Here is a 22,857-nt window from a genome sequence, read left to right on the forward strand (position 1 = left end):
TTAAACCTCCGTTTTCAATGTCAATTGTTCAATTCGTTTTTCAGGCTGTGCATTCAAGACGATACGGTTGACATAAATTCCTGGGAGATGAATTGAATCAGGATCTAATTCTCCAATCTCAACAATTTCTTCAACTTCAACGATGGTAAATTTTCCAGACATGGCGCATTCTGGATTAAAGTTACGTGCAGTTTTGCGGAAAATCAGATTACCTGCTTTATCTGCTTTGTAGGCTTTCACCAAAGCAATATCTGCAATCAAGGCATGCTCAAGGATATAGTCTTTGCCAGCAAAATTACGGACTTCTTTGCCTTCTGCAATCAAAGTACCGACACCAGTTTGGGTGAAGAAAGCAGGTATACCTGAACCACCCGCACGGAGTTTTTCAGCCAAAGTTCCCTGTGGGGTTAATTCAACCTCAAGCTCACCGTTTAAATATTGACGTTCAAATTCTTTATTTTCACCCACATAGGATGAAATCATTTTTTTAATCTGTTTGGTTTGTAAAAGTTTACCTAGACCAAAATCATCAACGCCAGCATTGTTTGAAATACAGGTTAAGCCTGTTACACCTATTTCTTTTAGGGCATCAATCAATGCTTCAGGAATACCACATAGTCCAAATCCACCCACAGCGAAAGTTTGGTTGTTGGCAACTACGTCAGCTAAAGCTTCACGTGCATTCGCGACAACTTTGTTCATCGTTTTAACTCTATGTCCTTTAGAGTCATTATTATTAGCATTGCATAAATTATTTTAGAAATTGATTCTTTCAAATGCCTAATGAGTAAAACTCATTAATCTAATGATTTTCAGCAACAGTCACTTTTATTTTTTGTGACGAGTATTTAAAACTGCTGACCCAATATCGTCTCAATAAATTGAGTCGAGATATTGGAGAGTTCAAAGTCTTTTTTATAGATAATGCCAACGGGAAGGTTGACTTGACCATCTTCAATTTCGAGCAAAACATTATTTTCTTTGTCGATGTAATTTTGAAAATGCCGTGGAATTGCACTGACACCCATGCCAAAAGCAACAAAATGGGAAAGAGAGCTGATTTGATGGCATTCAATTTTTAAATCTAAAATTAAATTATTTTGAGTACATTTTTCTTCAACCACGTGTCGAATAATTGATGGTTTTTGCAGTGTTATAAATGGATAAGAACATAACTCATGCCATGTCACTGTTTTATGTTTGGTAAGAATATGATCTTTAGGCACTAAGGCTAAAAAATCTTCATTGAAAAAGGGTTTAAAAATCAACTGATCATTGTGTTGAGGTTCAAAGCAAATGCCAATTTCAAAAATACCTTCTTGCACTTTTTCAATGATTTTCTCATTGGGAATATCATGAATAGAAAAATTGATATTGGGATGATGCTTGTTAAATTCATTGAGTACAGCAGGTAATACCGCATGTGTTGCAAAGGGCATTGAGGCAATATTAAGTGTCCCACGATGTAGTTTAAAACGTTGCTTGACGTCTCTTTCCATATCCTCCCAGTTGGCTAAAAGTTTTCGAGCAAACGGAATCAATGCGTTTCCTTCAGCGGTTAAGTCGACACGACGGGTATTCCGTTTAAATAGCTTACCACCCAGCTCATCCTCTAAGCTTTTGATACTTAGACTTAAAGCAGATTGGCTCAAGCAAAGCTCATTGGCGGCATTGGCATAATTCAATGTTCGAGCAAGGACGAGAAATGCTTTTAATTGTTTGAGTGTCATAAGTTAACCTGACTGATTTATATGACTATAATACGCTAATATCAGTCTATTTGATCTTAAAATGAGTAATTAGACTCATCAAATGACAGAACATAATAAAAAGAACATCAAGAGGCTTGATCTCAACAGCATTACAAGTACAACCACCAAAGTAACAATATTCTTTATTTTTAAGTTGATGTTTTAATTGTAAAATTTTTTTGTCTTAATCTTGGTTCAGTTAATCTAAATATTGAGTCTTACTGAAAACATCGTTCCATGTGAATGATCTTCAAAATCATTGGCTTGTTTTTTATGAGTGCATGGATTGCAGCATCATTAAGTGAAATATATTTCTATTCATGAGCTTTTCATATTAACTGATAAATATTTTCAAATAATATCCCTAAAAATTTGGATTATAGTTTTATTGATAATTTGGATATGGATATTCCAATTTATAAATCTGGATGATTTATAAATGCTCAATGTATTGATGGAAATTAATTTTTCTAACTATCCATTTTTATTTATTGAATAACTCATTCATATCAATGAATGGGACTGCCTTGTGATGATTTGAAATAAAAAACAAGGTGGATTTAGACATATATGCTTTAGGGACGGAGTAAAAGATATGTGGGAACTGGGTATAATTTTGCTTTCTCTCGGGCTGTTGATGTATACCGCCTACAGAGGATTTTCTGTGATTCTCATGGCACCGATTTGTGCCTTATTTGCCGTCTTACTGATCAATCCAGCCAACGTTTTACCATTTTATTCTGGTGTGTTTATGCCAAAAATGGTGGGCTTTATTAAAGATTATTTCCTGGTTTTTTTACTTGGGGCAATTTTCGGTAAAGTTGTTGAAATGTCTGGTATTGCAGAATCAATTGCCAAAACTATTGTCCAGCTCATTGGCTCCAAAAATGCCATGTTGACCGTTGTGCTTCTAGGCGCGATTCTCACCTATAGTGGTGTAAGTTTGTTTGTGGTGGTTTTTGCAGTCTATCCCTTTGCAAACCAATTGTTTAGACAAGCCAATATTCCAAAACGTTTGATTCCAGGCACAATTGCACTAGGTGCTTTTTCGTTTACGATGGATGCCTTACCGGGCACACCTCAGATTCAGAATGTTATTCCAACTACATTTTTCGGAACCAATATTTATGCCGCACCTTTTTTAGGAATTATTGGGGCAATTTTTGTTTTGGGTGTCGGTCTAAGTTATTTGGAATGGCGTCGCCGTGTTGCTGCACGCAATGGTGATGGATTTACTTCTGGTATTACATTGACTGAGGCTGAATTACAACAATTCGAAAGTCAATCCCAACAACAGGATAATGGTTCTGGACTACGCCAATTTATGGCATTTGTCCCATTGATTTTGGTGGCTGTGATGAATAAATATTTATCCACCGCGATTAAACAATGGTACCCGAACGGCTTTGATTTTAATGCAATTGGACTGGCGAACTATACTGTGGATGTCGCTAAAACATCGGCAATTTGGGCGGTCGGTTTAGCGTTAATCGTGGGTATTATGACCGCCATTATGTTTGATTACCGCCGTGTATCCACCAGTTTTAAAGAAGGGATAAATGCAAGTATTGGCGGCTCTTTACTTGCGGTGATGAACACTGCATCTGAGTATGGTTTCGGTGCCATCATTGCAGCATTGCCAGGTTTTGCGGTGATTAGTCATGCTTTGGGACATACTTTTACCAATCCATTGGTCAATGGTGCAGTTACGACCACTGTTTTAGCAGGGATTACAGGTTCAGCCTCAGGCGGTATGAGTATTGCGTTGAGTGCAATGGCTGATCAGTACAATGCAGCAATTGCTGCGATGGGAATTCCTGCTGAGGTGATGCATCGTATCGTCGCAATGGCTTCAGGAGGTATGGACACCTTACCTCATAATGGCGCAGTCATTACTTTACTTGCCGTAACAGGGCTTACTCATAAACAATCGTATAAAGATATTTTTGCCATTACGATCATTAAAACCATTGCGGTGTTTGTTGCGATTGCAGCATTTACATGGTTTGGTATTGTCTAAGTTTATATTGAAGAAGCAACACAGGGAGTCAAACATGAGTCAACTTCTCAAAGATAAGGTTGCATTTATCACAGGTTCAGCAAGTGGTATTGGGCTTGAAATCGCTAAAAAGTTCGCACTTGAAGGTGCAAAAGTCGTCATTTCAGATATGAATGCGGATAAATGCAATGAAGCCGTTTTTGCTTTACAAAAGGATGGATATGACGCTTTATCTGCGCCTTGTGATGTTTCCAATGAAGATGCTTATGCTGCAGCGATTGAGTTAACGCAAAAGACCTATGGGCGTTTAGACATTCTGATTAACAATGCTGGTTTTCAGCATGTTGCTTCAATCGAAGAGTTCCCAACAGATATTTATCAAAAGTTGTTAAATGTAATGTTGGTAGGTTCTTTTATTGGAATTAAACATGTATTTCCAATCATGAAAGCGCAAAAGTATGGTCGTATTATCAATATGGCTTCGATCAATGGTCTAATCGGCTTTGCTGGAAAAGCAGGTTATAACAGCGCGAAACATGGCGTGATTGGTTTAACAAAAGTGGCAGCTTTAGAGTCTGCACGAGATGGTATTACCGTCAATGCATTATGTCCTGGTTATGTAGATACACCCTTGGTCCGTGGTCAAATAAAAGATTTGGCAAAAACGCGTAATGTCAGTGAAACAAGCGCACTTGAGGACGTTATTTTAGCCATGGTGCCACAAAAACGCTTACTCAATGTTGAAGAAATCGCAGATTATACAATTTTTCTAGCCAGTGAAAAAGCAGCAGGCGTCACGGGGCAAGCTGTGGTGATGGATGGCGGTTATACAGCGCAATAGTGTCAATATTCATCCAATCATAATTATCCCTTCTAGCTGTTTATATCGTTGCGGAAAGATCTGCTTATTCATCATCATTATTTGTGGAGGACGAATTCCTCCACAAATTTGAGTGAGTCTTGCCGTTATAAAAGCATTATTTTTCACTATTAAATATCAAGATATTCCCCACATTTTTCAAGGATAAGAGGAAGTGTATATATGAAATCCGTCAATAAAGTTGCCATTATCGGTACGGGTGTAATTGGTGCAAGTTGGGCTGCTTTTTATCTGAGTAAAGGATTTCAGGTCAGTGCATTTGATCCAGCCGCCGATGCAGAACTCAATTTAACGACTCGAGTTCAAAGCTACTTACTTGATCTATTTGAATTAGAAGAACAAAAACAAAGTGATTCGGAAAGTTATATTACAGGGCTTTTGAACAATTTAAGGTTTTATCAAAATATTGCAGATGCAGTTAAAGATGCCGACTTTATCCAAGAAAATGGTCCAGAACGAATTGATCTAAAAAAACAACTATATGTGCAACTCACACAAAATTGTCCAGAAGATACCATAATCGCGTCGAGTTCATCTGGTTTAAAAATATCGGATATTCAACAAGATTGTGTTTATCCCGAAAGAATTGTTTTGGGACATCCTTTTAACCCGCCCCATCTATTACCGCTTGTAGAGATTATTGGTGGCGAGAAAACACATACAAAGTATATACAGGATGCTTTTGAGTTTTATCAATCATTGGGTAAAAAGCCGATTTTGATCCAAAAGGAAGTCAAAGGACATGTTGCGAACCGCTTACAGTCTGCGATTTGGAGAGAAGCATTTTATTTGGTTTCTGAAGGGGTGTGCAGTGCAGAAGATATTGATACTGCAATCACCAATGGACCTGGATTACGTTGGGCAATCTTTGGTCCATATCTCAATATGCAACTGGCAAACCAACAAGGATTTAAAGCGGCGATGCATCATTTAGGTGAGCCAATGTCAGAATGGTGGGCTGATATGAAACCCTATACATTAACTGAAGAAAAAATTGATATGCTGAATGATGCGACTCAGCACTTTGTTAACAGTCTCGGTAATAAAAATCTTCAATTGCTTCGCAATCAAGCATTGTTAAAAACTTTGAAAATGAGAGCTGAATTGGATTTGCCATAATCGTTATTGTTGAATAAATATAAAATTTATCTTTAAAAACTTTTGCCTCACTCATGAATAGCGATGCTGATTTTGAAATGATTTTAGCTCGCTATTCAATCTGTTGAAAAATTCAACAGTAAAATATAATTTTTATTAATTAGAAAAATCAATAACATATCTACTGTTGAATGATATTCAACTTTGATTGTCTCGCCTCACATCTAAAGTTTAAATAGATGATCCTAGATCCAATTGAATATAGCGTTATCCATATCACCTCAAAATAGAAAGATGATCTAGGATTCAAAAGTGCAAAATTAATGAATCAGCAAAAGCTGCTAAAATTTTGTATAAAAAGCATGAAGTTTATTAGGGATGAATGATTGACATTAAATCACTTGTATTAGTAAGCAAGGGGATAATGATATTTACAGATCAACAATTTTATGTGATTTATCAGATATTATTCCACTTTTTAATCTTGATATTAAAGAATCTATTAAGCCTGTGAGTACGATATGTTTGACTCAATGTCATTTAATCCTATTCGGTTTATCTTTATAGGAACAGCGCTATCATTTAAGGACAATCTCTGTTGATCAGGCATTCAACTGATTGACAGGTGAGAAGATGCTCACTATTTTAACTTTTAAGTTCTTTTTTGGAACTTGTTATTTTTAGATAAATCCTTGAGGTGAGTCATGTCTACATCAGCAGTGATAGAAAAATCAAAGCAAAAAATACCTGCATCATTTCCAGTACGCCGTATGGATTATGAGTTTCAGGATATGCCTAAATATTGGTGTAATAATGAACCAACTTTTACGCATTACTTCACAGGTCTATCCACTTTGTTTCCAGAAGGTGAGTCTTATTTTGTTCGCTCAGTACGTGCATTAAGAGACAAGGTGAAAAGCAATCCAAAATTAGACCGTGATATTGGCGCATTTATTGGTCAAGAAGCCATGCATTCTAAAGAACATCACGCTTTTCATGTCAGCGCTCAACAATATGGTTTAGATCCTGAATCTTTAGAAAAGGTGACTGGGATAATACTCAAAGCGATAGAGCAGATTTTTCCGAAAAAATGGAATCTATTGGTTACGGTTGGTTTGGAACATTACACAGCAGTTCTTGTGGTGGAAATGATGAAAAATGTCAATGAGTTAATGACAGATACCACAATTCGTAACTTATGGCTTTGGCATAGTGTAGAAGAAACTGAACATAAGGCTGTGGCATATGATATGTACGAATATTTATATGGAAAAGGTTTAGATGCCTATATTCCTCGAGTCGCTATTTTCACCTTTAGTTTAGTGCTGATTACTGCTTTTTCAAATATCTATCAAATGGTATTGATGTCGAGAGACAAGCAATTATGGAATATTAAGTCTTGGGTAAAGTTTGCAGGTTTTGCAATGCAGTCCTATCGAAAGCTTATTCCTCAATTTTTCTCTTATTATCATTTTGACTTTCATCCGAATGATACAGACGAATCTGAAATTGTCGCGCAAAGCAAAGTAAAGATTGGAATTTCACCTGAACAATCTACATTTATTCAATAGCATGAGGGTTTAGCTTAATTTATTCATTAGGATAAATACATTGATACGCTCAATATGACTGGTCTAGAAATTATGCAAACATTTCTTAAAAGAACTCCAACTGGCTCATGCAATTGCGAAAACGATATGAATGAAAGAGGCTGGAGAGCTTGAATTTATTTGAGTTGTATTTATTGTAATTGGATAAATGCTCAATTGCTTCGGGTAAATGAAGGAGTTGTTTAATCAATCTCAAAAATAATAAAGGGGGGATATCCGGTAATGAAATCATGGATCGAATATGCCCCACATTGTGTGCTCAAATCGAATGATAAAGAACGGCGGTACTATCCTTTATCGTTTAAAGCATGTGCCTCAGCCAAATACTTTTCCATCTCTTCTTCAGGAACCATACCTCCGCCAGTTCCCCAAATAATATGATTGGCATTTTTGAATTGTTTTTGACTAAGCTGATGGAGCGTTGCATAGTCTTGCTGTTGATGGATCAAAATTGGTCCAAGCATGCCTGCCAGTGCTGAAGGTTCCAATTTCAGTTGTTCAGAATCATTGAGCAGCCCTAACAAGAGATACATGCTTTCATCGCTCAATGTATAAAACCCATCCAGCAATCGTTGCATGGCACGTCCAACAAAACCCGATGCTCGTCCAACCGCAAGACCATCCGCGGCAGTGATATTATCAATGCCTAATGCTTGAACTGATATTTCATCATGCAACCCTGTCGCGACACCAAGCAACATGCATGGTGAATGGGTCGGCTCAGCAAAAATACAGTGCACATGATCACCAAATGCCATTTTTAAACCAAATGCGACACCACCTGGACCTCCACCAACACCACAGGGTAAGTAGACAAATAACGGATGTTCTTGGTCGACAAGAATATTTTTTTCATTTAATTGTTTTTTTAAACGTTGTCCAGCAACCGAATAACCTAAGAAGAGTGTTTGTGAGTTTTCATCATCAATGAAAAAACAATTTGGATTATTCTGCGCTGATTTTCGACCTTCCTCGACGGCGACACCATAGTCTTCAGCATACTCAATTACCGTCACATTGTGCGCGCGTAATTTATCTTTTTTCCATTGGCGTGCATCTGCTGACATATGTACAGTCACATCGAAACCAAGTTGAGCACTCATGATTCCAATCGAAAGACCTAGATTTCCTGTGGAGCCGACAGCAATACTGTATTGGCTGAAAAAGGCTTTAAATGTTGGGCTAGCCAGTTTTGTATAGTCATCTTCATACGTCAATAACCCTGCTTGAATGGCAAGTTTTTCAGCATGATAAAGTACTTCATAAATCCCACCCCGTGCTTTAATCGAACCCGAGATCGGGAGATGGCTATCTTTCTTTAGCCAAAGTTGTCCTAGTATTGATTGTCCATAATGTTGTTCTAATCGTTGTTGCATATTTGCAATGCTTACCAGTTCTGATTCTATAATGCCTTTGGAGGGCTTTGTTTCTGGGAAGGCATGCATCAAATAAGGGGCAAAACGAGTTAAGCGGTCACTGGCATCATCTATATCTTTTTGAGTCAATCCAACATAAGGCAGACCCTCTGCAAGTGATGTAAAATTTGGATTGAACCATATCGTTTCTTTTAACGAAATGAGATCAGCAACAATAGGATATTGAGTGATCAATTGGTGAAGATGTTGAGCATCCATAAAATTATTCCTGAGATCATCTGTGCAAGTCGCCATAGATCAGTCAATCGTTTTCAATTATTTTGCACTTACTTCGAAATCACTTCCGTAGCATGTGCTTGTGTGATCAAGTTTTGATGATTGGGCTATTGAAGTTAAATTTGAAAAATCTGTCAAACGAAGAAATTTGATCTATGCATTAAACTCTTTCATGTGAACAGTGAACACATTGGGATGATATTTTATAGTCAAACTGCTGAAAAACTCATAGAGTCAATATAATTTCTAGATCAATAAAATTGATGCGATAGATATTTTATTTGATGATATAAAGCTTGTAATGCCACGCTTTATAGCTAACCTTTAAATCGATTTACGTAGACGATACTTCACTTTGATCAATCCATTTTTAGTAGAATCGTATTCTTGCGCTGCAAACAACGCAGTGCTTTGTTTTTGCTCATTTATCCCCGCTTAACATGGCGACATTCAAGTCAGCTCACGATAGCAAGACCATCTATGATTCAAAAGTGAAAAATATACGAATCATCCAAAGTTTCTAAAAATTCGTATAAACGATATAGAGTTCATTTGGAATAAATGATTAATATCAAATCACTGGTATGAATAATCAGGAAGTTTGACTATATTTTGATTTTAAATCAATGCTGTATGATCAATGTCGGTCACCAAACAGAATCAGCTATTGCATAAAAGTTTAATTCAAGGTCTAAAGGAAAATGCATGAACAACGCACATAAAAATCTAACGGGTTTTCAACTTTCCAAGCTTTATACATTCGAAGTTGCAGCGCGGCATGAATCTTTTGCTTTGGCAGCAGAAGAACTGTTTTTAACACCGAGTGCTGTGAGTCATCAAATAAACCAGTTAGAAAAAGAACTCGAGATCAAACTGTTTTTACGATTGCATCGTAAAGTGAAGCTTACACCTGAAGGAACACGGATTCTTGATGCTTTACAGTCTTCTCTTGATGTATTAAATAGTGAAATCAATGCATTAAAAAATCAGTCTTTGGTTGGTGCTTTGACCCTATATGCAAGACCATCAATCGCACAGTGTTGGTTATTACCCCATTTGCCTGATTTTGTTCAGCGTTATCCCCATATTCAACTCTCAATTTTGACAGGTAATGAAAATGTGAATTTTCAGCGTACTGGAATTGATCTTGCCTTGTATTTTGATCATCAACCTTCTACTCAACTGAATTATCAATATTTAATGGATGAATCAATTATTCCTGTATGCAGCCCTGAATATGCTGAAAAGATTAAATTGAACAATAACTTAGAGAAGTTAAAAGATTGTACATTGTTGCATGATTGTCAGGCATGGAGTAATGGCACAGGAACAGAAGAATGGAATAGCTGGGCACAACATTTTCGCGTTCCTATAGAATATCTAGCTCAGTTAAGTTTTGATCGTTCTGACCTTGCATTGACTGCTGCAAAAAATCATTTAGGGATGGCAATGGGACGCAAAAAATTAATTGAAAATGACTTAAAAAATGGTGCGCTGATTATGCCGTTTAAAAACATGGAGTTGAAATGTGAACAGCATTATTATCTCGTTTCATTAAAAAATAATGTATTGCCCAAAGTCAAAGTGTTCAGTGATTGGCTATTAGAGCTTGTGAAAAAACAATCAACCCATTGAAGAACAGGGAGCAATAAAAGAACATTAAGCAGAAAATTCGAATTTGCGCCAAGCAATTTTATTGTGATTGCGTACTAGAATCATCGGCGACACTGCTTAAATTCCGAAAAATATGCTGGTTTTACATACTCTTGATATTATTTTTAATATTTAAATTATGGTGATTCTATTTAAATTACTTTAAATAAAATATTGTTTTGTTTAGTATTTATGAATTATTAAAGTGAAAAAATTGAGTGACTTATCTTTATTTTGAAGTTCAAACATAAAAAATTCATATTGTAAATAATAATCTAATTGATTATTATTCTCATTTATTAAGTTATGTGTCTATTTGTAATTCGTATGGGATTGAGTTTTCTACGATGGGCTAAAGCAAAACACACATGGTTAATGATTATCAATATCATTTTAATAAAAGGCTTCTCCCGCATGAATGCAAATCCTTTTGAACTTTACCAAACCGCTCAGTCTCACCGTTTGGAGTTAAAACCGCGTTATTTATCATTATGTTTGTTTGCATTGATGGCAGCAGGTGCAAGTTCAGGCAGTTTTGCAGAAGAACGCAATTTAGAAAAATCTAAAGCTGATAATCAATATAATTCTTTAGCTACGATTACAGTTTATGCACAGTATGAAAATGACGCACCTGTTAGTCGGACATCCATCAATCGAGAAAACATGGATCAAACGGGCGTCACGGACATGGCGGGTATCGTGAAATATTTACCCTTGGTAAATGCGCCATTTTCTGTTGGAGGGGGCGGAACATTTTTTGATGGAACTGGAACCAGTAGTTATAACATCCGTGGTATAGATGCGAACAGAATCGGTTTGGATGTCGATGGGGTTGATTTAGCAGATGCAACGGTGAGTACTTATGTACCACCAAAAAGTATGAGTAAACGTGGTGCTGGTCGAGATTATATTGAGCCAGAAATGTTCACCACAGTAGATATTGTTTCAGGCACAACTGATGTTTCCACAGATGGTATCGGTGGTCGAGTTTCATTTAAAAATAAATCACCAGAAGATTATTTGGTGAATGGTAAAACAGTCGCAGGGACAGTAAAAGCAGGTTATAGTTCTGCGGATCAAGCATGGTTATCATCTGTCACTGGGGCTGTAGGTAATGATGATGTTAAAGCACTTGTCGCCTACGCACATCGTGAAGGGAATGAAACCAAGCCAAACTCAAAAACTCCCGCATTTCCATCAGATTGGACTTCAGATGCGGTGCTGACACGTTTATTGTGGAATTTATCAGACCAACATCAACTGAATTTTACCGCTGATTATTATAAGAAAAAAACTGATACAAAGGATATTGCTGCAAACTTATTCTCTAATTTTAAAAGTGATGCGAGACAACATCAAGATATTGATCGAACACAATTCAGTATCCTACATACTTATAAACCAAATGATTTTCTGCTTTTCGATCAGTTGAATAGCAAAATATGGTATCAGGAGTCGAATAACGATACCGCGACCGCCTTTATGAACAGTGCAACGGTTGCACGTGATTTTTCAACAACTTATAAAGAGAAAAATACAGGCTTAAAAATAGATGCTAAAAAAGAGTTTAAAAATCAAAAGCTAAAATATGGTATTGCTGCAGATAAGAAAGAATATGCCAGTACTAAAGTTGACTTACGTAATGGTCAAACCATTTCAAGCATTTATCAAGGTGGTTATCTCTTAAACTCTGAATTGAAACGTTACTCTGCTTATGCATCAGATGAGTTTAGTCTAGATGTGCTGGGACGTGATTTAATTTTAACACCTGCTGTCCGTATAGAGCGCCAAGAATTTAGACCTGAGATCACGTCTTATAGCGATGTTCAGGCGAAAAACTATAACTATGTATCTCCGAGCTTTTCAGCCAGCTATCAATTTACGCCGAGTAATTATAGCTATTTAAAATATTCAAGAGGCAATCGTATCCCATCTCCAACAGAAATAGGTGGGGTTTATCAAACCACACCTGGAAATCCGAGTTATATCGTCATTGGTAATTCGAACTTGAAAAAAGAAACCAGTGATGCATTTGAATTGGGTTTAAGAAATACATCAATTGATGGTATCAAATTTGATGTGACAGGGTTTTATACCAAATACAAAGATTTTATCGACTATTACAACTATGGAACGACTCCACAATATCCTTATGGTTACTACAGAGCTGAGAATTTAGCTGATGCACAGATTTGGGGAGGTGAACTGTCTACACGTATTGATTTAGGACAATTTATCCCAAACTCTGATGGCTACAGCTTGGCATTGGTTGCGGGTAAAACCAAAGGCTCAGCAAAAAATAAAAATGGCGGCAAAAGTGGTGTGAATTCAGTTCAACCAGAAAAGGGAAGCTTGACGTTTGCTTATGATGATCCGAATAAAGTATTTGGATTAGGGATGACCGCTACAGCAGTTGGCGGAAGAATGGCAACTAAGGACGTCACGTCTTATCAGGATGATATTAAATATCAAAATGTAGCAGGTTACACCGTTTTTGATTTGTCCGCTTATTGGAACGTTAACAAATTCACCAAGCTGAATGTCGCCTTCAATAATATCTTTGACAAAACCTATTGGGACTATGCCGCAGTCGGTACGCTTACCGGCGCAAATCAGGCAAGTATCATTGATCGTGCTGCAGAACCTGGTCGTAATGTCGTTGCAAGTATTGAATTTAAATATTAATTTTTTTTAATCACCTGCTAGAAAGTTTTTTTTAATCCAGCAAATACGTATATTTAAGGATATAAACATGAAAAAATTGGCACTCTTGATTGCAACGATCACAGCAATGACCAGTTCCGTATCAACCATTGCTGAAACAGTAGAGCAAACGGATGTTTACCAGCAGGCATATGCACTGTATATGCTTTATCACTCCAACAACAAAGACCAAACGGCTCCAAGTTTGATTAAACAGTATCCTCAAGATTATGCTGAATTATTTAAGGGAAATAAAAAAGTTACGCAACAGCAGTTTGTTCAATTTGAGCAAGCACGCTTAGAGCCCTTGCTGAAACAGCGTCGTGAAATGTCTGAAAAACAGGCGCATGTACGTTTCGGTATTTTGGATAACAACAAAGATCAAAAATTGACCTTGAAAGAATTTCAAGAAACGGGTCTAAAAACCTTCAATCAGTTTGACAAAAATCAGGATGGTTTGATCAATGCTGAGGATGCAAAATTATCAGACAACACTAATGCAACTCATGATGGTTTTAGAGTGAAATTACCGATTTCGATGCCTATGCCAAGCAATACACAAGAATTCATTACACAGTATGGTCAAGGGAAAAACTATGTCACGCTTGGAGATTATTTGACTGCTCGAGATAAGCAATATTTTGCCACCGATGCTAACGGTGATCATATTGTGACTGAGAAAGAATATGTTGATGAGTTTATGCAACGCTTTGACCAAAACATAGCATCAGGAAAACTAAAAATGCAGGAAACTGCAGGGCAACAATTCCAAGCCATCAGTAAAGGTAAAACCACCATCCAACATGCTGATCTTCAACAGTTCGCTAAAAAACTGAATCAATCCATTCGTCAATAAGTCATTATTTTGCTCAGCCATTTTCGGATGGCTGAGTAATTTTGTATAAAATTTCAAGTCATTGATGAATATGGAAATTTTCCTGTTTTCGAATGCGTGGTCAAAAAATCATTGAATATAAATCATTTATATCAAAATCGTTTGTATGAATAATTAGCCGGTTTGACTAGACCTCTTTTTGATGAGTCATTTATGCATATGTTTTCAGTTTTTCCTATCATTAAGTTTTTCTATTGATTCGGTAAAAAGGTTGTTTAAAGATGAGCTAAAATCAACAGGTGATTAAGCGTAAAATAACAAATTCAAAGTTCTTGCAAACTTAAGACTATCATTAAAATGCTTTACATAAAAAGTGCGGGAAAATCACAACAGGGGTCACTATTTTCTAATTTTTTTGTTAAGATATTAATAATAATTCTCATTCTCTTTTAAGTATGTCTGATCCTATCACTCAGCTGTATCGCCACCATCATTCTTGGTTATATCAATGGTTAAAGCGTCGTTTGAATCACAGTGAAGATGCTGCTGATTTAGCCCATGATACTTTTGTGCGCATTTTAAAACGCAAAGATGAGTTATATTTTGATCAGCCTCGTGCAATTTTAACAACCGTGGCAAAGGGGATATTGATTAACTGGTATCAACGTAAATCAATTGAAAAAGCCTACTTAGAAGAGCTGTCTGCAAGTCCACGCTTTGATGAGATTACACCTGAGCAAAAGTTGTCAGCTATAGAGTCTCTTTGCTTGATCAACCAATTACTTAATCAATTGCCTGAACGTCAACAACAGGTATTTGTATGGTCGCAATTAGATGGTCTCACCCAACAAGAAATTGCCACACGCTTAAATGTTTCAACACGAACAGTGATGCGAGATTTAGTCACAGTATTAAGTCAGTGCTTAGCTCTGATGGATGAATGCTGAGATGAAGCATCAGCAAATTTATCAAGAAGCTGCAGAATGGATTATCAAAATTCAACAAGCCACATTAAATGAAACGGAACAAGCTGAATTTGAGCAATGGAAAATGCAAAGTTCAATGCACCAAGCTGCATGGTCTAAGGCAGAACGTTTGTTAAACGGCTTATATACCTTTCCCGATGATGGACAAAAGCTCATCGTCCAAGCCAACAAAAAAGCCCAATTTAACATGAGCAAATTATTCATTGTGGTGGGTTTATTTGGGTTTGGCAGTATGTTGCTTTGGAATACAGACTACAAGTACCAATGGTGGGCAGATTATAGTACCTCTGTTGGTCAACAGAAACAGGTTGAACTTGAAGATGGAACGCAACTTCAATTAAATACTCAAAGTGCAGTAGATGTGCGTTATACCGCACAACAACGAAGCTTGTATTTGCATTATGGTGAAATACAAGTCCACACTGCCCAAGAAAAGAATGCTCATTATCGTCCATTCTTTGTTAAAACCGAATCAGCAAATTTACAGGCGCTGGGCACAGTATTTAATGTTCAATATTTAAAGAATAATGAAAATAATACCTGTTTGGGCGTCATGGAAAGCGCCGTCAAAGTCAGTTTAAACCGCTCTAAACAAACTAAAACAGTGCATGCTGGTGAGCAAATTTGTTTTGATGAACAGCATTTTAATACCGTGCAAAAGCTTGATCCAAACGTTTTGGCTTGGAAAAACCAAATGGTGATGGCTTTTGAAATGCCTCTGGAACAATTGCTGAAAGAAGTTGCTCGTTATCAGTACCAATATGTTGACATCGACCCAGATCTAAAATCTTTAAAGGTCTCGGGTTCATATCCTGTAAACGATTTTAGCACCTTAAAAACAGCACTTGAATTAAGTTATCCAGTCAAAGTTGAAGGGTATTTCAGTGATCATTTGCTGAGAATTCAAACGAATCGTGAAAAAACTAAAAAATAATCGAAAAACAATGTCAGTTTTTCAAAACATAATGGGTAATACAGTTAAATCACCGAAATTGGAGAAATTTTATGACCGCTTCATTCGCATTAAACAGTCTTGCACTCCGTTTAAAAAATGAAACCGCCAGCCAGCATGAATATATGCACCAACTGATGGAACAGGCACAGGTCTTTAAAGATGTTCAGCATTATGCTCAATTTACTTTGGCACAATACTATTTTCAAAAAAATGTGGAAAATGTATTCGACCTCGCTGAGGTCGCTGCATTGATTTCTGATTTAGATATCCGTGGACGTTCACAGTCAGCTTTACTGGATTTGCAGGACTTAAACCAGCAAGTCGAGTCATTAAAATTAATGACGGAAGGTATTGGCTTTGCTGAAGCCTTAGGTTGGATCTATGTTTCAGAAGGTTCGACTTTAGGCGCAGCCTTTTTGTTTAAACAAGCACAACAACATTTGGGCTTTTCAGCTGAATTTGGTGCACGCAATTTGGCGGCTTATCCTGAGGGAAGAGCAAAAGTTTGGAAACATTTTATTGCTGAGCTAGATCAAGCAGAACTTTCTCAACAACAACAAGATCAAGTTATCGAGGGTGCTCGACAGGCATTTGATTATTTCGGATTGTTATTGAAAAACATCCATTAAAGCAATGAAGAAAGTTCTTTCGCTCTTTGATCACCATTCGTCTAAACGCAAAAGCCGAGTTGAGTGTTTGGATGAGCCTCAAACTAAGCGGATACATTCATCTCATTTAGTCAGGATCATCTGTGTGATCTTGGCTGTTTTATGTATTTTTGCCGCGATTATCGGTGTGGTATTGCCTGGCATTCCAACATTTGATTTTCTTTTTTTAGCTACTCTTTTTGCCTCAAGAGGCTCAACGAGATTACATCGTTGGCTTCATCAAAACCGTTATATGCGTCTTTTAATGGCGCAGTATCAGGGTGGTTTTAAGCACATTTCAAGGTCACGCAAGTGGATGATGACCGTGAGCATGGTATTGGCTGTAACGATGTTGCTCCTGTCTTCATTACATTTACATCTGAAACTCAGCATATTGGCAGTGTTTAGCCTGTGTTTGTTTTGGATCTGGACCCGATCAGAAAATAAATAATTTTTTTTGTCATATTTTTAAAAGTCACTGGGTAATGATTATTGAAAATGAAAATCATTCACAAGTAGGCGCTCATATGAAGTTTAAAAAGCAAAGCTTGGCCGTTTTAATACAATGCTTATGTATTGGCGGTGTTTATGCACAACTGACTCCCAATGTCGCAGCATCAACAAAAACATCCTCTGAAAAATATTATCAAATTACAGGCAATCAGTTGGGTTATGTATTATCCACTTTTGCTGCTCAATCGGGCGTGGTGCTGAGTTATGATGCAAATATGCTCAAAGGATTAAAAAGTAAAGGAATTACAGGGTATTACAGTGTAAAGAATGGTTTTGATTATTTACTGGCGGAGCAACCCTATCAAGTTGAAAAACAAGGTGCGACTTATCATGTGATGCCTAAGTCTACGGCTGCAAAACGACTTATAAATCATAGCCAAAGCATTAAAAATCAGCAGATAGATGTAGATTCGTCTGATACTGATTATGTCAAGCTTGCACAAATTAAAGTCAATGCTGAACTTTATCAAGATAAGGTTAATACAACCCAACTCAATCGTGAGCAAATTAGTCGCTTTCGAGGAACGGGGAATGGTGATGTGTTTTCGGACATGGCTGGTGTTCAAAGCAATAGCTTACGTAATGAAGCAGGCGCAATTGATATTGGCATTCGAGGAATGCAAGGTGAGGGGCGTGTTCCTATTGTGATTGATGGAAGTTTGCAATCGAGCCACACCTTTCGCGGGTATCAAGGAGAAAGTGACCGTACCTATATCGACATGGATTTAATCAGTCAAATTGAAGTCGAAAAAGGGGCTTCTCGTGCCAAATTCAGTGTTGGTGGAATTGGAGGCATCGTTAAAATGCGTACCCTTAACGCCGATGATATCTTATTGCCTGATCGTCAATCAGGTGTGATGTTAAAAGGGAGTTTTTATAATAATAATAAAACGCCACATATCTCAGATAATGAACGTGAACAAATGTCTTATTTGCTACGCAATAAACTTTCTTCCAACAATTTCCAAAACGGCGCTGGAACAATTGCAGCAGCGTATCGCAATGAGATATTCGATTTGGTTGCAGCGTATAGTAAACGGGAAGTAGGCAATTACTTTGCAGGTAAACATGGCATTGAATACTATCAAGATCGAGATATTGTCGATGTGGGTCCGGGGCAAGAAGTGGTGAATACCAGTTATAAAAGTGATTCAGGCATCATTAAAGCAGGCATAAACATTACAGATGAACACCGAGTCGAAGTGAATATGCGTCGTCACATGCAAAAGGCGGGTGAGGTGATGGCTGTTTATTGGAACAGATCTCAAGTGATTGATCCTAACTCGCCACCGTGGGGCTATATTGATGGTGAATATGTACTGCCTCAATATATTGAAGGTGCTTATAAAATGCCACAATGGTCGCTGGGTACAGCAGCAATCAATGCTTTTAGTGGAAGTTATACCTATAAACCAAAGCAAAATAATTGGATTGATTTAGAGTTAGGCATTTGGCATACCAACGCCAAGTACCGCCAACATAACGGTATGCTGGGTATGTTGAATGCAAGTTACGGTGATCAATACTGGGGAAGTTATCAAGATTATCGTAACGGTATTAACTTAGAAAATACCAGTAAAATTGATGCTTTAACTTTGAATTATGGTTTGACCTACGATGAACAAAGAATGAAGCCACAAAACCTCATTGAGAGGGAAACTGCACGAAATGGTTTACGCCAAGAGTCCTCTATTTTCCTCAACGGAGATTATCTTTTTAAGAACTATACATTGAGCTTAGGCAGTAAATGGCACAAGGCAAAAGTGAAAGATTATGGCGATCAGCATCGAGCAATGACGCCTGTGGCAAATTCAGACTTAACTGATAAAGGCTATGCGCTTCGTGAGTTTGACGGGAAAATAGATTGGATGGCGCAACTGAACTATCAATTTATGAATGGTATTGATATTTATGGAAAGCTATCCAATACCTACCGTAGTCCAAGTTTATTCGAATCGACAGTATCCAATCAAACCTTTAGTTATGATCCTGACTTACCGATTCACTCAGAGAATGCACGCCTTGCTGAATTCGGCTTGATTGGAAAACGTGACAATCTTTGGGCTGAAAATGATCAGCTAAAATTCAACATTAATTATTTCCATTATCAAACCCGTGATTTTCTCACACAAGGGGTACAAAACAAGGATATTCCCAATCAGATTACCCCAGATTTTATTCTTCCCTACACAAGCTCTTATACATTCATCAATTATAAAGAAGTGGTCTTAAAAGGTTTGGAGTTTAATCTGGCTTATCAGCATCCAAGTTTCTTTACCAGTTTCAACGGCACATTATATCAAGCTCCTAAAGTCTGCCCAGCAAGCAAAAGTGATTGTAACGAAGTCGGGGATTCTTGGAGTTTAATCTCAACCCGGTTACCACCACGTAAGATTTTTAATATCACCGTAGGTAAACACTTGTTAGAAGACAAACTGATCATTGGAGCGCGAGCGAAGTATCATTCTGAGAAGAAAAATCCGAAAGGCTGGTTGGCAGGTACGGGGGTGAGTGGTCGAGCCGTGACTGAGATTTCATCAGAAACCATCGTTGATCTTTTTGCCAGCTATAAGCTGAATCCAAATCTAAACCTTTCGTTTAATGTTGATAACTTAACCAACCGTTATAATTTTGATCCGGGTACAGTGATCGGTATGCCAATCCCAGGGCGAACCATCAAAGTCGGATTTGAAGCAAAATTCTAAATCAGTGTCGTGATCAAGCGCATTGTGGGCTTGATCACTATCATGAATTTGTTTTATCCATTCAAAACAGGTTGAGTCAGAAGATGGGTAATCTTTTTGACTCTATTTTTTTATCGTTGGAAATATTGTGTTTAAGGTTCACGTAAAACAGTTCTAAAGCCAACATGTGTCGCAGCCAAATCAAACTCCTGAGGGTAGCGACTGCTGTTGCGATAACGAGAACAAAAATTAGAAGCACATAAAAAAGAACCGCCTTTAATCACGTACTGAGTACCCGCAATACGCTGTTGACGAAGATCTGCATAATTCCCCATGTGTTGATCGTGTGCCCCTCGATAAATAGATGAGGTCCATTCCCAAACATTACCAATCATATCAAACAATTTAAAGGCATTTGCAGCATAACAGCCCACTGGAGCAACGCCTTCAAAGTGATCTGCTTGTGTATTATTAAATGGAAATTCACCTTGCCAATAATTGGCTTGAGGGTGTTGATGTGCATCTTCTGGCGCTTGGTGTAATGGTGTATCTGTGGTCGATCCTGCTTTGGCAGCATATTCCCATTCTTGTTCTGTGGGTAAATCATGCCCCAACCAAACAGCATAATGTTCGGCATCATTTTGAGTGACATAGCGAACGGGTTCAGCAGGCAGCGGTGCTTGACCTCTAGCGCCATTTGGACTTTTCCACGTATAGTCTGCTTTGAGTTGCCACCATTGTTGAGGCGTCTGCGTATTCGGAGAAAATACAGCAGCTTGATGCTGTTTTTCAGCATCTGTGATGTAGCCCGTTGCCTTTACAAAACTGGAGAATTGGGCAACGGTCACCTCCGTTTGATCGATCCAGAAACTTTCAACCTGACGTTGTTTTGCTCCAAAATTGATTTCGTCTGGATAAGCTTGATTGGAACCGAGCTGAAATGAACCTTTAGGAATGTGTACCATTCCCGCGGTTGGGTTTTGCCCCCACGCCTTTGGTAAGCCTGAATATTCTTGGCATTGCTTTAATGTGCCAAGTTGAGCCAATTGAGTTTGTTGCTGTGGTGCAGGGCGATCAGGTTGTACCTTACTACAGCCTGCCATAAGTGACAGGCTACACAATAAAATGGGAACAGGCTGAAGCTTCATTGAATATTGTATTCCTTCACTCCATTTTTTTGGGTGTATTTGTTATATACCTCAATGAGTTCCTGTACTTTTGTTGGATTGTCCTGTGCCAAGTTTTTGGTTTCACCACGATCATTGTTTAAGTTATATAGTTCCCAAGTTCCTGTACCCAACTCAGCTTTGCCTTGTAAAGCAATTTTCCAGTCTCCTTGGCGAGCATACTTACTGCCATGCAGTTCATCCGCAAAACTAAATTGAGCTGGGCGAATCCATTGTGCTTTATTTTCTAGTACAGATTTCCACGAGTAACCACTTGGGGTATTAATTTGACGCCCTTTGTATTGACCCTGTGGAACAGCAATATTGGCATACTCCAACACAGTTGGGAAAACATCCAGTACTGAAGCAAAGCCATGATGAATTGCTTGAGCCTGAGTTTGGTTTGGAAGTTTTACAATGGCTGGTGCGGTGGTTGCCCCTTCACCTGCGGTGTCTTTCCATAAATGGAATGGTGCTGCACTGACTTCAGCCCAACGGGGACCAACATAGTGATAAGAGCTGGCTGTACCAACATTATTTAAGTTGTTGTCAAAACCTGACTCTGCACCATAGTTACCTCGGATAAAACCTTCAGCACCGTTATCAGAAACAAAGAAAATTAAGGTATTGTCATATAAATGATTACGTTTGAGATATTGAATGACACGACCGATATTGGCATCTAAGTTTTCCACCATGCCCGCATAAATTTCCATTCTGCGTGCTTCTAAAGCCTTTTGTTCAGAGGAAAGTTCATTCCATTTGCCATATTTTTGAGGGGCATTTTGTGTTGCAATCGGTTCAGCAGCCGTAAAATTGGCAGGAATCAGTCCCAGTTGTTTTTGTCTTGCAATACGGGCATAACGGATCGCATCATAACCAACATCATACACGCCACGATAACGATCTCGATATTCTGCTGGTGCTTGAATTGGCCAGTGTGGCGCTGTATAAGCCGCATAAGCAAAGAAGGGTTTACCTGAGTTTTTACCAGACTCTAAATAACTGAGTAGCTTATCGGTGAAATAATTGGTCGAGAAGAAATCATCAGGCAGTGATGAGATTGCAACTTGTTTGCCATCTTCGGTATAGGTGGCATTACGTTTATAGGCTGTAGGTGCTTGTTTAAAATGTAAATCCAAGCCTTGTAACAAAGTGAATGAGTGATCAAAACCTTTGGCCTGTGCATTGGTTTCTGGGGTTAAACCCAAGTGCCATTTTCCACTAATATAGGTACGATAACCATTGTCTCTAAGTACCTCTGCGATCGAAAGGGAACGTTCATTTAAATAACCTTCATATCCAGGTTGTCCTTTTAAATGCGCAGGAGTAAGTTCAGCCATCGCTCCAATCCCTGCCAAGTGATGATCAGTGCCTGAGATCAATTGTGAACGCGTCGGTGAGCAGGTAGGTGCAGTATGATAATCGGTTAAAATACGTCCTTCTTGGGTCAGTGCATCAAGGTTTGGGGTGTGGATTTCACCACCAAAAGCGCCTAGATCTGAATATCCGAGATCATCCGCCATGATAAATAAGATGTTCGGTTGTTTTTGAGTTCCCACACTGCCATTGGATTCATTTGAATCACTGTCATTACAGGCTGAAATAGAAAGGCTGAATAAAGCAATAGAAAGTGTTGTAAGAAGATTTTTACCAGACATACGTGTCGACTTGATTTTATAAAAATTGAGCTGAGTTTAGAGGGTTAATTTTTACGGTAAAAAT

17 protein-coding genes are annotated in these 22,857 nt (G+C 37.9%); 12 read left to right on the forward strand and 5 right to left on the reverse strand.

From position 1 onward, the window contains the following. Both AAV97_RS15780 and AAV97_RS15785 read right to left on the reverse strand, forming a co-directional pair. Positions 1–702: a CoA transferase subunit A gene (locus AAV97_RS15780; protein ID WP_046761042.1), complete on the reverse strand. Its 702-nt coding sequence runs from the start codon at positions 700–702 to the stop codon at positions 1–3. 146 nt (positions 703–848) lie between these two features. Continuing rightward, positions 849–1,730, reverse strand: coding sequence for a LysR family transcriptional regulator (locus AAV97_RS15785; RefSeq protein ID WP_046761043.1), 882 nt, complete (start codon positions 1,728–1,730; stop codon positions 849–851). Positions 1,731–2,346: 616 nt separating this feature from the next. On the opposite strand from AAV97_RS15785, the gene AAV97_RS15790 reads away from it, so the two are divergent. The 4 genes from AAV97_RS15790 (at position 2,347) to AAV97_RS15805 (ending at position 7,299) form a co-directional block, all read left to right on the forward strand. Continuing rightward, positions 2,347–3,771, forward strand: coding sequence for a GntP family permease (locus AAV97_RS15790; RefSeq protein WP_046761044.1), 1,425 nt, complete (start codon positions 2,347–2,349; stop codon positions 3,769–3,771). A 34-nt stretch (positions 3,772–3,805) separates the two neighbouring features. Continuing rightward, entirely contained in the window at positions 3,806–4,591 is a 786-nt protein-coding gene (locus AAV97_RS15795; protein WP_046761045.1) for a 3-hydroxybutyrate dehydrogenase, read from the forward strand. A 201-nt stretch (positions 4,592–4,792) separates the two neighbouring features. Beyond that, positions 4,793–5,749 carry a 3-hydroxyacyl-CoA dehydrogenase NAD-binding domain-containing protein gene (locus AAV97_RS15800; protein ID WP_046761046.1) on the forward strand — a complete coding sequence of 319 codons (957 nt, stop codon included), beginning with the start codon at positions 4,793–4,795 and terminating at the stop codon, positions 5,747–5,749. 683 nt (positions 5,750–6,432) lie between these two features. After that, a complete protein-coding gene (locus AAV97_RS15805) occupies positions 6,433–7,299 on the forward strand; it encodes a metal-dependent hydrolase (protein ID WP_042086672.1) in 867 nt (288 codons plus the stop codon). A 326-nt stretch (positions 7,300–7,625) separates the two neighbouring features. On the opposite strand, the gene dsdA is transcribed toward AAV97_RS15805, so the two are convergent. After that, the gene (dsdA, locus tag AAV97_RS15810; RefSeq protein WP_046761047.1) at positions 7,626–8,972 is read right to left on the reverse strand and encodes a D-serine ammonia-lyase; all 1,347 of its coding nucleotides are present in this window, start codon (positions 8,970–8,972) and stop codon (positions 7,626–7,628) included. A gap of 723 nt (positions 8,973–9,695) precedes the next feature. Between dsdA and dsdC the strand changes: the two genes are divergently transcribed. The 8 genes from dsdC to AAV97_RS15850 all read left to right on the forward strand — a co-directional run bounded on the left by dsdC (position 9,696) and on the right by AAV97_RS15850 (position 19,987). After that, positions 9,696–10,625: a DNA-binding transcriptional regulator DsdC gene (gene dsdC, locus AAV97_RS15815; RefSeq protein WP_046761048.1), complete on the forward strand. Its 930-nt coding sequence runs from the start codon at positions 9,696–9,698 to the stop codon at positions 10,623–10,625. A gap of 432 nt (positions 10,626–11,057) precedes the next feature. Next, on the forward strand, positions 11,058–13,328 hold the full coding sequence (locus AAV97_RS15820; protein WP_046761049.1) for a TonB-dependent receptor domain-containing protein: 2,271 nt from the start codon (positions 11,058–11,060) through the stop codon (positions 13,326–13,328). 67 nt (positions 13,329–13,395) lie between these two features. After that, complete coding sequence (locus AAV97_RS15825; protein WP_046761050.1) at positions 13,396–14,202, forward strand: hypothetical protein; 807 nt, start codon at positions 13,396–13,398, stop codon at positions 14,200–14,202. A gap of 434 nt (positions 14,203–14,636) precedes the next feature. Beyond that, complete coding sequence (locus tag AAV97_RS15830) at positions 14,637–15,128, forward strand: sigma-70 family RNA polymerase sigma factor (RefSeq protein ID WP_046761051.1); 492 nt, start codon at positions 14,637–14,639, stop codon at positions 15,126–15,128. Between the two features lies 1 nt (position 15,129). Next, complete coding sequence (locus AAV97_RS15835) at positions 15,130–16,101, forward strand: FecR domain-containing protein (protein WP_046761052.1); 972 nt, start codon at positions 15,130–15,132, stop codon at positions 16,099–16,101. A gap of 71 nt (positions 16,102–16,172) precedes the next feature. After that, positions 16,173–16,751 (forward strand): biliverdin-producing heme oxygenase, encoded by a 579-nt coding sequence (locus AAV97_RS15840; protein ID WP_046761053.1) that lies wholly within the window; start codon positions 16,173–16,175, stop codon positions 16,749–16,751. Between the two features lie 4 nt (positions 16,752–16,755). After that, positions 16,756–17,220 (forward strand): YbaN family protein, encoded by a 465-nt coding sequence (locus tag AAV97_RS15845; RefSeq protein ID WP_046761054.1) that lies wholly within the window; start codon positions 16,756–16,758, stop codon positions 17,218–17,220. A gap of 76 nt (positions 17,221–17,296) precedes the next feature. Beyond that, positions 17,297–19,987, forward strand: coding sequence for a TonB-dependent receptor domain-containing protein (locus AAV97_RS15850; RefSeq protein WP_046761072.1), 2,691 nt, complete (start codon positions 17,297–17,299; stop codon positions 19,985–19,987). A gap of 131 nt (positions 19,988–20,118) precedes the next feature. Here the strand turns inward: AAV97_RS15850 and AAV97_RS15855 are convergent, their stop codons facing one another. Both AAV97_RS15855 and AAV97_RS15860 read right to left on the reverse strand, forming a co-directional pair. Then, positions 20,119–21,114, reverse strand: coding sequence for an SUMF1/EgtB/PvdO family nonheme iron enzyme (locus AAV97_RS15855; RefSeq protein ID WP_046761055.1), 996 nt, complete (start codon positions 21,112–21,114; stop codon positions 20,119–20,121). Then, positions 21,111–22,793, reverse strand: coding sequence for an arylsulfatase (locus tag AAV97_RS15860; RefSeq protein WP_046761056.1), 1,683 nt, complete (start codon positions 22,791–22,793; stop codon positions 21,111–21,113). The genes AAV97_RS15855 and AAV97_RS15860 overlap by 4 nt, the downstream gene beginning before the upstream one ends. Between the last annotated feature and the right edge of the window lie 64 nt (positions 22,794–22,857).

The sequence above is a fragment of the Acinetobacter sp. Ag2 genome, from assembly GCF_001005515.1.
Lineage (GTDB): Bacteria > Pseudomonadota > Gammaproteobacteria > Pseudomonadales > Moraxellaceae > Acinetobacter > Acinetobacter bereziniae.